We start from the raw sequence: 15,264 nt of genomic DNA, 5'->3' as shown, positions 1-15,264 counted from the left end.
TCTGACTTACAGCCTATTTCTTTTTTCCTGAGCCATCAACGACTTTCTGAATATCTTCTGTCGTGAAGTTTCCTTGTATGCGAATGATTGTACAATTATCTGTATCGTCTACAAACATTACAAGGTCTTTGATGCGTTCATTTTCTTTATGCGAATAGAAAGTCACATTATTGCTTTTTTCCTTCACCTTCATTAATATCTCATATTGTTTTGTTTTCACAAGGGAAGCAACCTCCTGCTTCATCATTTTCATAGCGTCTTTATTTTTATCACAACTATAGATCTCCATCTGATCTAACTTTCCGGCCAAGCCTTTTATATCTGTACCTCCGGCATCGATATCGGGCATCAATTTTAGCAGAGATTTAGAGATATAAACAGTCGTGATATCATCATGATTAGACAATCTGTCAAACATATTTTCCTGAGCTTTAAGCCCCAGCATGCTACACAAAGACAAAATTGTCATTAGTAATATTCTTGTTTTCATATTGTTATATTTTACTGATCCAATGTTCTACTTAATACTTCATTCGTTTTATCAATACTTGTGGAGACCACTGATAATTGGCTTACTCCCTTATTAAAATTTGATGATAATAGCAACAATGCTTTCTGTGCTTCTTCTATTTTAAGTTGCTCTTCGGTTGAAACATTAGCCATCGTCGGCTGCACAGATGGTTGTTGATTATTAAAATGTATCCCGGCAAATATAAGTATAGCTATTCCGGCTGCAATACTTGTTGCCCATACAAATAAGTTACGTTTCTTACTTGTCTTTTTCTTTTCTTCTTTAGAGGCAAGATCATCTATAAGATTTGTTAGTTTCATTTCCAAATCCTTAGGCACCTCTACTTCTTCGGAGTTATACATTTCTAAAAAGATTTGTTGTTCGTCAAGCAATTCATTAGCAATGTTGTCTCCCTTAAAGTAGTCATACAATAAGCGTTCTTCTTCCAATGTTGTTTCTCCATTATAGAAGTCCTCAATTAGTTTTTTTACTTCGCTAGTGTCCATTGTCGTTCTATTTTTAAGAATTGCTCTCTGATTGTTTTTCTTGCCCTTGACAAAATAACCCGTATATTTCCAGAACTAAGTCCTGTCATCTCTTCTATTTCCTCATCCGAGTATCCATCCCAATGTTTCATCATCATCACTTGCCGCTGTTGATCGGGCAATTTGTTTATCAAACCTTTAATATTCTGTACTTGGTCCCGCTGCTCTATTTCTTTCGAAAGAGATACCTCTTCGGGTATTTCCTTATCGTACTCTATGTTATATTCGTCTTTTGTTTTTCTAAGATAATCCAGACATGTATTTCGTAAGATGATAATAGCAAACGCTTCTGTATTTTCTATCTTGCTCATTTCGTCTCGTTTATTCCATAGTTTAACAAATGCATCTTGAACCATATCTTCTGCACTGTCAGCGTCGTGTACAATCCGGAAGGCTATTCTATACAATTTTTGATGATAGGGGAGAAACTCTTTCTTGAAAGTTTCTGCATCCATCTTAGTTAAAGTTTTTTTGTTGTTCTTTGACAATATTGGTAATATCTTCCTCTGTAAAGTCTCCGTGCATTTTTACGGCAACAATATCATCTTCGTCTGTTACAAGTACATATATAGTCGATTTTTCCTCCTCTTTTTTCAGAAGAATTTGAACGACCGTATCCACCTCTTTTACTTTCAATAATGTTTCGAAGTCTTCACCAACTTTAAGATCTGATAATTTAGATGCAAATTCACTCTTAATATCGGCAGAAGAATCTTCTGAAACAACTACTTCTATTAAATCGATTTTCTCCAAGAAAGGGGGAAGTTGAGATTTTAGCTTCCCGCTCGGATCTGCTTCTGTAGCCGCCTTTAGCTGCCCATCAAGCATTTCTCGATCTACCCGTTGATGTTGAACTCCTTCTAACTTAGACAAATCTGAGATAAATTGGTCTATATCTTGAGCAAAAGTGGATGACACAACCGCCATAATTAGGACTAAGGATACTAGTAGCTTTTTCATAAGTTTATTTACGTGTTATTTATTATTGTATTGGTTTACTAACTTATCTATGTCTTGTTCTTTTATTTTTCCTGTAAATCTTATTATTACGGGTTCTTTTTCATCCTTGCATAATAAGACCAGATCTTTTATGATATCTTTTTCTTTTTTCATCAAGATACGGATTCCATCTTCTTTATCTTTGACAAAGATAAGAGTTTCGTAGCCTTTTTCGTTTTTTGTATTGTTGAATAAGTTAAAGAAATCACTTTTCAGTTTAGCATCACCATCCGACAATTCAAATACTTCCACCGATTTAATTCCTTTCATTACAGGCTTATCACTCATACCACCGAGCATTTTACCAAGGAACATCATAAAACCGTCTACTTTTACTTTCTCTACATTTCTGTCAGAGGATGCTTTTTTAAGCAGATTATCCACACCCTGACTATATCCCGACAAACTAACAAATGAGATTAAAACCAAGCAAATCAAAAACTTCTTCATAATAGAGACTTTATTTGTATTATTAATTTATTCTATAATTGATGCATCTTTCTGTTCTCATTTATTAAGACGAACTACCTCAAAATTTTGTTACACGAAAAAGTAAAAAAATTACACAAATAAAAGAAAGAGGCTGTATCCATTTAGAATACAGCCTCTTTCTCTTATTTTATTATTTCAATTATTCGATAGTTTCTTTACCAAATTCTAGAACCAGGACTTTATCTTTGAACAAGCTTAGCTTACCATCCTTAGCCTCTATCTGTAAAGGTGTAGAAAGGAGAGAAGTAAACATCCCTTCACCCTCAAGGCTAGGACAAGCCATCTTTGTAGACATAATAGCATTAAACTTGATTGTATTCCCTTCTAAGCTATAGCTCGTACGAATAGAATTACAACCTCCTTGTCCAACTACATTCCCATCCTCTGTAAGATTTAGCGTTGGCTTCTTCGTTTCAAAAAGCTTGTTTACATCCCCATTTGCTATATAGGTCAACACCTATTGACCTAGAATATCTTTTTGAGATATTAACTCTTCTGATTTCACAAATTCGAGAATAACATCACTTCCTTTGCTAAACAAAAGTGTATTGCCTTCATTCTCCAAAGACAACTTCATATTAGGAGTTGACAATGCTGCAAAAAATTGAGGTTCTTTATTTGCATCCATACAAGCTCTCATGGTTGCCACCGGATTTTTAGCAGAAAATTCATTCTTATCTGTTAACGAAAATACACCTGTATATCTATTACAACCTCCTGTACCATAGATATTATTTTCAGCAAAATTAAATTTCAAGTCCGGAACTGGTGTCTTAAATGCCTCATTAGCACTTTCACCCTTCAATGTCTTCAGTTGCCAGTAGCCTTCCAACTTACTTTGATCTATTGTTTTCACCGAACTACAACTCTGGAAGCCAAATGACAAAATCAGAGTTCCTATAAGTAACATCTTTGTTATTAGAGATTGTTTCATACTGTAATTTTTAATATTATTAAATTATTTCAAATTTGTCCCCATCTTTCCATACAGGAAATTTCATCCTGAATCTTTCCAATTCCGATTTAGATATATAGACTGTTTCAGTCTGCGAAAAGTTTAATTTCATAGTAGAAATTTCGTCTCCTTTTGCATTTATGAGCTTAGAACTTCCATTATAAATTAAGCCATTACCATCCTGACCTACCCTATTCACTCCACATACATAGCACATATTCTCTATTGCCCTTGCAGGAAGCAACGCATCCCAGGCTTTGATTCGAGAAACCGGCCAGCTAGCTACGTAGATCAACAAATCGTATTCGTTATCTACATTTCTGCTCCATACAGGAAATCTAAGATCGTAACAAACTTGTAAACAAATACTAAAGCCCTTGTGTTCAAAAACAGTACGACTTTTTCCGGCTGAGAAATAATTTAATTCACTTCCCATCCTAAACAGATGTTTCTTATCGTAATAAAATTCTTTGTCAGGGGTTATAAAAAAAGCTCTGTTATAAAAATGTCCGTCTCCGTTATCGGCAATAAAGCTTCCACATACAGCTATCTGGTATGCCTCTGTCCACTCTTTCAGCAAACTGATAGTTTCTCCATCATTGGTTTCCGCTAACGCTTTGCTATTCATCGAAAAACCTGTTGTACACATCTCCGGAAAAACAGCAATATCTGTATTTCCAGAAAGTTCTTTTAGTGTACTGTGGATAAATTCCAGATTTGTACGTTTGTCTTCCCAAGCAATATCGCATTGCACAAGAGACAACCTTAGTTTATCTTCTTGCTGCATAATAAATTTTAATAAGAAATTATAGAGAAAAAAGAGCTGGATGTTTTGCAGTAACCCCTTTATAGTAAGACTTGATCTGTTCTATATCAGCATCTACATCTCCAGTAGGAATAAATACTTTTTTGAACTGAGCCTCTTTTAGTCCATAATCCAAAGCAGCAACCACAATTGGCACATTCGCAGCCTGAGCAATGAAATAAAAGCCTTTTTTCCATTCTGTATTCAGCTTTCGTGTGGCCTCTGGTGTAATAGCCAGTTGAAATTCGTCTTTTTCTGCATATACCTCGGCCAGTTGCTCTGTCAACGATGTTTTCTTTGAACGGTCAACAGGTATTCCTCCTAAAGACTTAAACAAAAGATTCATAGGAAAGAAGAACCATTCCTTCTTGATTAAAAATGAGGCTGTTCTTCCCATCGACTTATAAACAAGCAAGCCCAGTATTAAGTCCCAGTTACTGGTATGAGGAGCAACACAGATCACACTTTTGTTGGGCAGATTAGTTTCTCCTGTTACTTTCCAACCAAAAAGGTTTAGTATAAATTTAGAAAAACTTCTCATTTACCCAATTCTGATATTTCTTTAGCAATCGCATTTGCTTGTTCAGCTATCTCTTTTCTCAGCTTTTGGTAATATGCTTTTACTCTTCCTTTTACTTCTTTACCCTCATTCACATTTGCACGCTTAATCAATTCTTCTTCTGCATCGATTATACGTACCAACACTTTATCTGCTGCTGCTTTATCAGCATCCACTACGAAAGTTTTGTAAAAGAAACAATCTACATATAATAACCCCATTGTTTCTCTTATACTCTTTTTAAGTTTTCTTCTACTACTCATAGACTATATCTTTTATAAGTTTTTGTATCTTTGCTCAGTTCATCAATATTATTGATAAGCACAAAGGTACGAAATTCGAAGTACTATTAATGGAAATTGAGAAGAATCTTTAAGACAAACAATAAAGATCGGGACAAAACTAAATAATAGAAACAAGTTAAACATGAGTAAAAAGATCAACACTCCAGACTATATATTTGAAACTAGTTGGGAAGTATGTAACAAGGTTGGAGGTATATATACAGTACTATCGACAAAAGCAAAGTCGATGCAGTGTATAGGAAAAGACAGAGTTATATTCATTGGTCCGGATGTATGGAAAGAAACTGAAAGTCCATGGTTTAAAGAAGACCATTCATTATATCAAGATTGGAAAAAGGTTGCTAAAGAGCAAGATGGACTTATCGTCAGAGTTGGTCATTGGGATGTTCCGGGAAATCCAGTCGTTATTCTTGTTGACTTCAATTCCTTTTTTTCGATAAAAGATTCTATTTACGCAGATATGTGGAACAAATTTAAAGTTGACTCACTCCATGCATATGGAGACTACGATGAGTCTTGCATGTTTGCATATGCTTCGGGTGTTGTTATCGAAAGCTTCTATAAGTTCCACAAACTAGAGAACAAAAAAGTTATTGCTCACTTTGATGAATGGATGCTTGGAATGGGTGCGCTATACGTGAAGGACAAACTACCTAAAGTAGGTACTGTCTTTACAACGCATGCCACTTCCATCGGGCGATCTATTGCCGGCAACGGAAAACCTCTGTACAACTATCTCTCGGCATACGACAGCGATCAGATGGCCAGAGAATTAAATATGGTTGCAAAACACTCTGTAGAAAAAGCTGCTGCTCAACAAGTAGATTGCTTCACTACCGTTAGTGATATAACTGCAAAAGAATGTCACCAATTATTACGCAGAGATCCTGTAGTAACTCCAAATGGTTTTGAAAAAGATTTCATTCCTGTAGGAGAAAAACACGAAGAAAAAAGAATTGCTGCGCGAAAAAAACTAATAAAGGTTGCTGAAGCACTGTTCGGATACGAAGTTCAGCAAGATGCTCTGTTAGTTGCCACTAGTGGAAGATATGAATATCGCAACAAAGGGATTGATGTTTTTATAGATGCAATGCACCGTCTAGAGCATATCAGACAGCTAGAAAAAGATGTGATTGCCTTCATCATGGTTCCTGCATGGATAGATGGTCCAAGAGCAGAATTGCAAGAACGCTTAAAAAACGGAAATAAATACACAGCACCTATTTCTTACCCTCATATTACACACTGGCTAAAAAACTTGAATCATGATTCTGTCATGGGGCAAATTAATTACCTCAACATGCGGAACCGAAAAGAAGACAAAGTAAAAATAATCTTTGTCCCATCTTATCTAAATGGTAATGATGGTATATTTGATATGCCATATTATGATCTCCTTATAGGCTTAGATGTCACTGTATTCCCTTCTTATTACGAACCTTGGGGATATACACCTCACGAAAGTATTGCCTTCTCTGTACCTACCATAACCACATCTCTTGCCGGATTCGGTTTATGGATGCGCAAGATGGGAGATAAAAAAGGTATGGATGACGGTGCTGAAGTCATAACACGTGATGACTATAATTTCATAGAAGTATCTGAAGATATATGCAATAGAGTATTCGAAATGTCAACAAAAAGTGAAGAAGAAGAAAGATTATTGCGCAAAGAAGCCTTAGATAGAGCAGCACTCGCAGACTGGTCGCATTTTTATAAACATTATGAAGAAGCATACCGCATAGCTTTGGATGCAGCAAGTAAACGATAATGAAACTTTATGCGCAAACGATTGCATTCATAAAGAACTTATATATCGCATTTTAATTATTTAATGAGGTGATTTTTATTATCTTTGCCCTTCGTGTAATTTTTAAACAAACAACAAGACTAAAGGAAACAATATCGATAGTTTTAAATATAAAAATATGAAAATTAAAGCAAGTTATTCTAACGCTCCGGTATGGAGAGGTGTACATACTCAAGTTAATCTACCAAAAGAGTTACTTCCTTTGGAAAAATTAGCTCATAATCTATGGTGGGTATGGAACAATGACGCAACTGATCTTTTTGCTGATTTTGACAAAAAGCTTTGGGAAGCTTGTGAACACAACCCTGTTGTATTATTACAAAAAATAGCAAGTGAAAGAATTGAAGAAATTCTGAATGACGCGGCTCTTATGAAAAGAGTAAAAAGCGTTATAAAGAATTTTGAACAATATATGTCTCAAGAATATGATAAATCAAAAACATCTGTAGCATATTTCAGTATGGAGTATGGTTTTACTCATGTTTTGAAAATATATTCTGGAGGATTAGGAGTTCTTGCAGGCGACTACCTGAAAGAAGCTAGTGACAGCCACGTAGACCTTACTGGTGTTGGCTTCTTGTACCGTTATGGATACTTTACTCAATCTATTTCTCCTGACGGACAACAAGTAGCAAACTACGAGCCGCAAAACTTTGGAGAACTACCTATTGAGCCCGTACTTAATGAGGATGGTAACCAAATGATTTTAGCAGTTCCTTTCCACGATAGAGACATCTATACTAATGTGTGGAAAGTAAATGTAGGCCGTATCAGCCTTTATCTTTTAGATACCGATATTGACCTAAATAGTGAATACGACCGTCCTATTACACACCAGTTATATGGTGGCGACTGGGAAAACCGTCTGAAACAAGAATATCTACTTGGTATTGGAGGTATTCTTTTATTGAACAAACTTGGAATCAAGAAAGAAATATATCACTGTAACGAAGGACATGCTGCCTTAATCAACGTTCAGCGTCTGGTTGATCTTATAGAAGGAGAAGGTTTAACTTTCAATCAAGCACTGGAAGTTGTTCGCGCTTCTGGTCTTTATACAGTACACACTCCTGTTCCTGCAGGGCATGACTACTTTGACGAAGGCTTACTTGGTAAATACCTTGGACATTATCCTGCACGTCTCGGTATCTCTTGGCAAGATTTTGTTGATATGGGACGTGAACACCCAGGAAGCGGAGAGAAATTCAGCATGAGTGTTTTCGCTCTGAATACATGTCTTGAAGCAAATGGAGTTAGCTACCTACACGGGATTGTTTCCCGCAAAATGTTCCAACCTATATGGCCCGGTTATTTCCCTGAAGAGATACACGTAGGACACGTTACAAATGGTGTACACATGCCAACTTGGGCTGCAAAGGAAACAAAAGAGCTTTACGAAAAAACTTTTGATAAGAAATTCTATGATGATCAGTCAAATCATGAAATTTGGGATAACATCTATAGCGTTCCGGATGAAAAGCTATGGGCTCTTCGCTCTCAGCTAAAAAAACGTCTTATCAGCTATGTACAAGAGCAAATGAAAGAAGGTTGGATGAAACGCCAAAAAGCGCCATCTGCTATTCTTTCGGTTGTTGATAAAATCAATCCAGATGCTCTATTAGTTGGTTTTGGTAGACGTTTTGCGACATACAAACGTGCACATCTACTATTTACAGATTTAGACAGACTTGCTAAATTGGTAAATAATGAAAAATATCCGATTCAATTCTTATATACAGGAAAAGCTCACCCGGCTGACGGAGCAGGACAAGGTCTTATCAAACAAATTGTTGAAATATCTCGTCGTCCTGAGTTTATGGGTAAAATCATTTTCCTAGAAAACTACGATATGCGTTTAGCTAAACGTTTAATCTCAGGAGTTGACATCTGGCTTAACACTCCTACTCGTCCACTTGAGGCTTCGGGTACTTCGGGAGAGAAGGCTGTGATGAATGGAGTATTAAACTTCTCTGTTCTTGACGGATGGTGGTACGAAGGTTATAAAGAAGAAGCAGGATGGGCATTGACAGACAAGCGTACATATACAAATCAAGCTTATCAAGATGAATTAGATGCTTCAGAAATCTATTCTACTTTCGAAAACGTGATTTTACCTCTTTATTATGCTCGCAACTCTAAAGGATATTCTCCAGAGTGGATGCAGTATGTAAAGAAGTCTATCGCTAGCATAGCTCCTGAATATACTACTAAGCGTATGATAGATGACTACATCAAAGAGTTCTACAAACCAAGCAAAGAGCGCTCACTGCTAGTTAACTCTAACAACTATGCTAAAGCAAAAGAACTTGCTGCATGGAAAGAAGATACTGCTGCTAAATGGGATTCTGTAGTTATAGAAAAGGTAACAGTAGATGGTCATGAAATAACTGAAAGATCGTTAGTAAATTCCAATAATATTTTTGAAGGTCAGGACGGTATATTCGAAATAATAGTCGACAAAAAGGATATGATCGGAGACCTAGGTATAGATCTGGTAGTTGTAGACTTTGATCCAGAAAACCAAACTCACAAATTCAGATTCTCTAAGGAACTGGAACTTGTTAAAAAGGAGGGATCTAAACTATACTTCAAACTACAAAGAAAAGCGAAAACTCCAGGCATAGCATATTTCTCTTTCCGCATGTTCCCTAAACATGCTGATATGGCTCACCGCCAAGACTTTGCTTATGTTCGTTGGATCTAATCTGAATTAGAATACTAGACATATAAAAAGAGGCTATTTTTCAATAGCCTCTTTTTTGTATATTCTTTTATCTTTCTCGAAAGACAGAATTAATGTTTTATTTGTCAGACTGTCAATACTAAATCGTCCTATAATCGTATCATTTCTCACAAATGCCAAATGATAGTCTCGTATAATAAAAGTGAGATCCAGAGTATCAGCCAAATCCACCATATATTCTCTACAACTATCCCCTTTGAAGATCAAGAATGTTTCTTCCTTTGCATAGTCAACATATACAGAATCATATACACTGTGCTCCACATTTACCAACTTCCAGGATCCTTGAATCAAAGTTCTATTTGCATCATCACTATTGTAGGGTGTACAAGATATAACAGAGAACAGAATGAATGAGAAGACTATAGCTATACAATATTTCATTTCAATACCTATTTATTTAGTGCAAAATAACATATATTTTTCATAAAAAAACATCTTCAGCCAAAAACTGTTCATTTATAGTATTCATTATCCAGGTAAATCATATTATATTTGTTTTGCAAACACAGTAGAAATCTGTAATTATTTAAAACATGAAAACTTTAGGAAATATTATCTGGGTTATTTTTGGTGGGTTTATGATTGCCCTCGAGTATTTTATTGCAGGTTTCTTACTTATAATTACAATTATAGGTATTCCTTTTGGTCTACAAGTATTTAAACTGGGAATACTTGCCCTATGGCCTTTCGGACATAAGGTGGTAGAAGACACATCTTCTTCCGGCTGCTTAAGCCTTGTTATGAATATTATCTGGATTATTATAGGAGGATTCTGGATTGCTCTTACTCACCTATTTTGGGGCATTGTGTTTTGCTTAACAATAGTAGGTATACCATTTGGCAAACAGCACTTCAAACTGATACATCTAGCCCTCGTTCCTTTTGGCAAGAAGATTGAATAAGCCCTTTCTATGCTAATTATTTATTGGTTTAAAACCATCTTGAAGTGAAGTCCCCCGAACCTCTATTTCACTTATATCCTGATATTTTGAGTATTCATCTTCCTTTAGAATAATACAAGGAAAATAAGTCTCGAAACAAACAAATCTGCCCTGAGGTACCTCCGGAGATTTGCTTACATAAATAGTAATTCCATTATCCAATGTCATAGGTAAAAATTCATCTTTATACCACCCTCTCGATCTTAGAAGTTCTTTGTAAGGATATTGTTTTACAAGAATGTCCGACAAAGGTCTGGTATTAGTTGTCGATTGCCTGATATTAAACATATTAATAAACCGATCAGTTCTTTTAACAGACCAAACAACCATAAATCCAGTAAATGCAATAATAGCTAAGACTCCTATTCGAGGCATCTTCTTTTCTTCTTTTGACGACAAAAGAACAAATAGTAGAAAATAGATTAAGGCAAATAAGACTCCTCCCACGAATCGAGGATCGGGTCCACCTTTGTACCATACGAGTAAGATAGCTACAAGAATCAGATAGACAAAGTAAACAGTATTAGGAAGATACTTCTTTCTGAGAAAACCGTAGAGTACGATTAGAGGAGATATAATGATAGAGCCGAGGAAAGCAACGTATGTAAACCAATCAATCATCGACTGTAAATCCGAACTCCAATTAGAGATTCTCCATACCATATCTCCCAACACTCGAATTCCACAAGACAGGATAAAATCTCGTTCTTCTATTGCTACATGCTTCGGTATTTTCCAGTCTACAGCAAACAAATCGAGTTCGTAGAAAGGAAAGACTAGATATCCGGATAGTATCACATTTCTGACACACCAGAAAGCAACTACCAGAAAGGAAATAGATAGCAAAAATACCATTGTACTATAATTCCTACTCTTTAGTTGAGAAATGAATATATAAAGAGTGATCAAACAAATTGGGGCAATAGACAATTTGAAAGTCACTAAACAAACCGGAACAAAGAATAGTAATAACAGTTTATCTTTCAAGTCAGAAGGATAAATTAATAATTTAGCAATCAAATAAAATGCTACTATATTGGGGATAAGATCTGTAGATGTCGCAGTAAAAGAATAGCCAAAGACTAGCATAAACCCAACGATAGGGATAACAAGTGCTATTCTGCGAAGTTCATACCCCGAAGTTATTATTTCTTTCACAATCCAACACAAGACAGCCAATAGAACAAGAGAGTGTAAACTATAAACCGTTTCTCCAAACAAGAATCGGAAGCCAAACACAGCCGCAAGAAGTAAGTAATTTGAATTAAATCCAAAACGGTGTTCTACATTCCCTAAACCAGGAACCACTGCATATTCTTCATTCCATCGAATATTTTGTTGATGGTATAGTAACGAATCAAATACACCTACTTGCCATATTATCACCACCATAAAGCTGATAGCAATAAGGAAGAGTAAAACTAACTGAAAAACAGAAAACCGCTGGATACTATTTTTCAATCTCTTACAGAATGCCTTAAAATGATCTTTCCTAACGAGCCAATAAATAAAACTTAGCAAAAGGCTCGCCAAAAGAATATAATGATTAGATGGCAACCATAACGAAGAAAGAGACAATGGAATCAGCATTGCTCCCATCCCAATTAAGAATGCATCAATCAGTTCGTAATTCTCATTTCTCTTGCAAAGTTTGTTATAAAGCGAAATCAGACAATCACCAAAAGAGAGGAATACTATCAGAATAGCAATCCAGGAAATTAGTATCGCGATCATTTATTTATCTTATTAGGCTACAAAAATACGAAGAATTTTCGGATAATTTTCTTTACTCATAGTCACACACAAAGAAGAAAGTATAGTCTCCTATTGTTTCCGTTTCTACGTTTATCCATTTCAGATTTTTCTTAGTTGTCACAGTCCTCACGATGCGCTTTCCCGTAGAATCATAGTCCTCTGCCGTCAACACCCGAAAACGTTTATTGGTGCAATCATATTCGCAAGAATAAACATAGTAGCTAAAATCGTTCCACTTGTCAGCCTTTTCGGGCTTACCCATTTTAGCATACCTATCTCTTATTTTTGCAATATACTCTTCCCTACCCTTTGGCGTAACAAACACTCTTTTTTCCTGAGCAAAGAAAATTCCGTTTTCTTGCCGGATACTTGCCGTATCGATATATGATTCGAAGTCTTCGGCAACTCCTACATTTACCCAAGCCTCTTCCTTCGGGAGATTATTTGTTTGCTGTGTAGCTTTACAACCGATCAAAAAGAGAGAAACTAAAATCGCACAATAAAAGTATTTCATAATAATTGTTTTATACTTGGTTCTTAAACAAAGATATACTTACAAATGTTTTCAACCAGCTTTTTCATTGACAAAAATATATGATTTTATTATTATCTTTGTTTGAATATATCTTTTAAGAAACAATCAATGAATTATATATCAGTATTTTGCGGATCTTCGTCAGGAAACGAAGACATCTTTATAAAACAAGCTACAATTTTAGGACAAACTATAGCCCAACAAGGATACGGAATTGTTTATGGTGGAGCCCGAGTGGGATTGATGGGTGCTGTAGCAGATGGAGCATTGAGTCAAGGGGGTGAAGTTATCGGAGTTATTCCCGGCTTTTTGCAAAAGAAAGAGCTAGAGCATAAAAACCTCACAAGGCTGCATATCGTAGAAACGATGCACCAACGTAAGGCTTTGATGAACGAGCTTAGCGATGGTGTAATAGCCTTACCCGGAGGATATGGAACGATGGAAGAGCTCTTCGAAATGTTGACTTGGGCACAATTGGCAATTCATAAAAAACCAATAGGATTACTTAATATTGATGGCTTTTACGACCCTCTGATCATGATGTCGCAACGCATGATGGAAAAAGGCTTTTTGAAAGAAGAATACAAGAGCCTTCTGATAGAGGCCAATACTTCCGAACTTCTTTTGGACAGAATGAATACTTTTATCCCCCTAAAAAACGAGAAGTGGTTTGAACCTGCAAATCATTGACAAAGTCATTTATTTAACAGAATCATCAAGAGGTTTATTTAGAAAAAACAGATATCTTAGATGCTTAAGATAAAAACAAAAAAATATGGCATTAAAAATAGGAGATAAAATTCCTGATATCTTAGGAATTAATCAAGACGGAGAAGAGGTTAAAGCAAGCGACTACGCTGGTCAAAAGCTAATTTTATATTTCTACCCTAAAGACAGTACACCCGGATGTACAGCCGAAGCATGCAGCTTTAGAGATAACTTTTCAGAACTCAGAAAAGCAGGTTATCAAATACTTGGCGTGAGCATTGACAATGAAAAATCGCATAAAAAGTTTATCGAAAAGCAACAATTACCATTTCCTTTAATAGCTGATGTAGATAAAAAACTAGTAGAAGCATTTGGTGTATGGGGAGAAAAAACACTTGCCGGAAGAAAATATATGGGTACTTTCCGCACTACGTTTTTAATAAATGAATCAGGAGTAATAGAAAGTATAATTGGTCCTAAAGAGATCAAGACAAAAGAGCACGCAGAACAAATACTAAATAAATAGATTATAAATAAAAAATTAAGAAACATACATAATGGCTGAAGAGAAAGAAAAGAAAGCGGCTCCAAATGCGGAGAAAATGAAAGCCCTGCAGGCTGCAATGGATAAAATTGAGAAAAGCTACGGGAAAGGATCTATCATGAAAATGGGGGACGACAAAATAGATGAAATATCTGTTATCCCTACAGGTTCTATAGCCTTAAATGCAGCTTTGGGTGTAGGAGGATATCCTCGTGGTAGAGTAATTGAGATATACGGACCAGAGTCATCAGGTAAAACCACCTTAGCTATCCACGCAATAGCGGAGGCTCAAAAAGCTGGAGGTATTGCAGCTTTCATCGATGCAGAGCATGCTTTCGACCGTTTCTATGCTGAAAAACTAGGTGTAGATATTGAAAATTTGTGGATATCTCAACCCGACAGTGGAGAACAAGCTCTGGAAATTGCAGAACAGCTTATCCGCTCTTCGGCTATCGACATTGTTGTGATTGACTCTGTTGCAGCATTGACACCAAAAGCTGAGTTAGAAGGCGAAATGGGTGAATCTAAAATGGGACTACAAGCCCGTTTGATGTCACAAGCTTTGCGTAAGTTAACCGCAGCTATCAACAAAACAAGTACAACTTGTATCTTTATCAACCAGTTGCGTGATAAGATCGGAGTTATGTTTGGATCGCCGGAAACAACAACCGGAGGTAATGCTTTGAAGTATTATGCATCTGTTCGTCTGGATATCCGCCGTATAGGTCAACTAAAAGATGGAGATGAAGTAAAAGGTAGCCAAACACGAGTAAAAGTTGCGAAGAACAAGGTGGCTCCTCCATTCCGTAAAGCTGAATTCGACATCATGTATGGAGAAGGAATATCTCGCTCAGGAGAAATTATCGACTTGGGTGTAGAACTAGGTATCGTAAAGAAAAGCGGTTCTTGGTTTAGCTACAATGAGACTAAACTAGGACAAGGTCGTGAGGCAGCCAAGGATACAGTTAAAGACAATCCTGAATTAGCTGAAGAACTGGAAACACTTATCTTTGCTGCATTACAGGATAAGAAGAAATAAATAAGTCTATTCTAA

General features: G+C 36.1%; 19 protein-coding genes. 6 read left to right on the top strand and 13 right to left on the bottom strand.

Features of this window, described 5'->3' with window-relative positions; genetic code table 11:
• Positions 1–13: 13 nt before the first annotated feature.
• The 10 genes from DHU68_RS04695 to DHU68_RS04655 all read right to left on the bottom strand — a co-directional run bounded on the left by DHU68_RS04695 (position 14) and on the right by DHU68_RS04655 (position 5,129).
• A complete protein-coding gene (locus DHU68_RS04695; RefSeq protein WP_108821825.1) occupies positions 14–490 on the bottom strand; it encodes a DUF4252 domain-containing protein in 477 nt (158 codons plus the stop codon).
• An 11-nt stretch (positions 491–501) separates the two neighbouring features.
• On the bottom strand, positions 502–1,017 hold the full coding sequence (locus DHU68_RS04690) for a hypothetical protein (RefSeq protein WP_108821824.1): 516 nt from the start codon (positions 1,015–1,017) through the stop codon (positions 502–504).
• Positions 999–1,511, bottom strand: a complete 513-nt coding sequence (locus tag DHU68_RS04685) for an RNA polymerase sigma factor (protein ID WP_108822137.1) — start codon at positions 1,509–1,511, stop codon at positions 999–1,001. The genes DHU68_RS04690 and DHU68_RS04685 overlap by 19 nt, the downstream gene beginning before the upstream one ends.
• A 1-nt stretch (position 1,512) precedes the next feature.
• Positions 1,513–2,016: a DUF4252 domain-containing protein gene (locus DHU68_RS04680; protein ID WP_108821823.1), complete on the bottom strand. Its 504-nt coding sequence runs from the start codon at positions 2,014–2,016 to the stop codon at positions 1,513–1,515.
• Positions 2,017–2,031: 15 nt separating this feature from the next.
• Positions 2,032–2,505, bottom strand: coding sequence for a DUF4252 domain-containing protein (locus DHU68_RS04675; protein WP_108821822.1), 474 nt, complete (start codon positions 2,503–2,505; stop codon positions 2,032–2,034).
• A 181-nt stretch (positions 2,506–2,686) separates the two neighbouring features.
• Positions 2,687–3,004: an META domain-containing protein gene (locus DHU68_RS14355; protein WP_255412446.1), complete on the bottom strand. Its 318-nt coding sequence runs from the start codon at positions 3,002–3,004 to the stop codon at positions 2,687–2,689.
• On the bottom strand, positions 3,005–3,481 hold the full coding sequence (locus DHU68_RS14350) for an META domain-containing protein (RefSeq protein WP_255412445.1): 477 nt from the start codon (positions 3,479–3,481) through the stop codon (positions 3,005–3,007).
• Between the two features lie 19 nt (positions 3,482–3,500).
• Positions 3,501–4,289: a nitrilase family protein gene (locus DHU68_RS04665; protein WP_108821821.1), complete on the bottom strand. Its 789-nt coding sequence runs from the start codon at positions 4,287–4,289 to the stop codon at positions 3,501–3,503.
• Positions 4,290–4,308: 19 nt separating this feature from the next.
• Entirely contained in the window at positions 4,309–4,848 is a 540-nt protein-coding gene (locus DHU68_RS04660; RefSeq protein WP_108821820.1) for a 1-acyl-sn-glycerol-3-phosphate acyltransferase, read from the bottom strand.
• A complete protein-coding gene (locus DHU68_RS04655; protein WP_108821819.1) occupies positions 4,845–5,129 on the bottom strand; it encodes a hypothetical protein in 285 nt (94 codons plus the stop codon). The genes DHU68_RS04660 and DHU68_RS04655 overlap by 4 nt, the downstream gene beginning before the upstream one ends.
• 163 nt (positions 5,130–5,292) lie before the next feature.
• Here DHU68_RS04655 and DHU68_RS04650 point away from each other — a divergent pair, with 163 nt between their 5' ends.
• A complete protein-coding gene (locus tag DHU68_RS04650) occupies positions 5,293–6,942 on the top strand; it encodes a glycogen/starch synthase (protein ID WP_108821818.1) in 1,650 nt (549 codons plus the stop codon).
• A 157-nt stretch (positions 6,943–7,099) separates the two neighbouring features.
• Complete coding sequence (gene glgP, locus DHU68_RS04645; RefSeq protein ID WP_108821817.1) at positions 7,100–9,685, top strand: alpha-glucan family phosphorylase; 2,586 nt, start codon at positions 7,100–7,102, stop codon at positions 9,683–9,685.
• A 33-nt stretch (positions 9,686–9,718) separates the two neighbouring features.
• Here glgP and DHU68_RS04640 read toward each other — a convergent pair whose 3' ends face one another.
• On the bottom strand, positions 9,719–10,108 hold the full coding sequence (locus DHU68_RS04640) for a hypothetical protein (protein ID WP_108821816.1): 390 nt from the start codon (positions 10,106–10,108) through the stop codon (positions 9,719–9,721).
• Positions 10,109–10,260: 152 nt separating this feature from the next.
• Between DHU68_RS04640 and DHU68_RS04635 the strand changes: the two genes are divergently transcribed.
• Positions 10,261–10,629, top strand: a complete 369-nt coding sequence (locus tag DHU68_RS04635) for a YccF domain-containing protein (RefSeq protein WP_108821815.1) — start codon at positions 10,261–10,263, stop codon at positions 10,627–10,629.
• 12 nt (positions 10,630–10,641) lie between these two features.
• On the opposite strand, the gene DHU68_RS14345 is transcribed toward DHU68_RS04635, so the two are convergent.
• Both DHU68_RS14345 and DHU68_RS04625 read right to left on the bottom strand, forming a co-directional pair.
• Complete coding sequence (locus DHU68_RS14345; protein ID WP_255412444.1) at positions 10,642–12,402, bottom strand: hypothetical protein; 1,761 nt, start codon at positions 12,400–12,402, stop codon at positions 10,642–10,644.
• 52 nt (positions 12,403–12,454) lie between these two features.
• Positions 12,455–12,937, bottom strand: a complete 483-nt coding sequence (locus tag DHU68_RS04625; protein ID WP_108821814.1) for a surface-adhesin E family protein — start codon at positions 12,935–12,937, stop codon at positions 12,455–12,457.
• 129 nt (positions 12,938–13,066) lie between these two features.
• Here DHU68_RS04625 and DHU68_RS04620 point away from each other — a divergent pair, with 129 nt between their 5' ends.
• The 3 genes from DHU68_RS04620 (at position 13,067) to recA (ending at position 15,249) form a co-directional block, all read left to right on the top strand.
• Positions 13,067–13,648, top strand: coding sequence for a TIGR00730 family Rossman fold protein (locus DHU68_RS04620; protein WP_108821813.1), 582 nt, complete (start codon positions 13,067–13,069; stop codon positions 13,646–13,648).
• An 85-nt stretch (positions 13,649–13,733) separates the two neighbouring features.
• Positions 13,734–14,192 (top strand): thioredoxin-dependent thiol peroxidase, encoded by a 459-nt coding sequence (gene bcp, locus DHU68_RS04615; RefSeq protein WP_108821812.1) that lies wholly within the window; start codon positions 13,734–13,736, stop codon positions 14,190–14,192.
• 31 nt (positions 14,193–14,223) lie between these two features.
• Positions 14,224–15,249: a recombinase RecA gene (gene recA / locus DHU68_RS04610; RefSeq protein ID WP_108821811.1), complete on the top strand. Its 1,026-nt coding sequence runs from the start codon at positions 14,224–14,226 to the stop codon at positions 15,247–15,249.
• Positions 15,250–15,264 lie beyond the last annotated feature (15 nt).

Source organism: Dysgonomonas sp. Marseille-P4361, assembly GCF_900343125.1.
Taxonomy (GTDB): domain Bacteria; phylum Bacteroidota; class Bacteroidia; order Bacteroidales; family Dysgonomonadaceae; genus Dysgonomonas.
The sequence above is the reverse complement of the archived record's forward strand: the minus strand, read 5'-3'. Positions and strand labels throughout refer to the sequence as shown.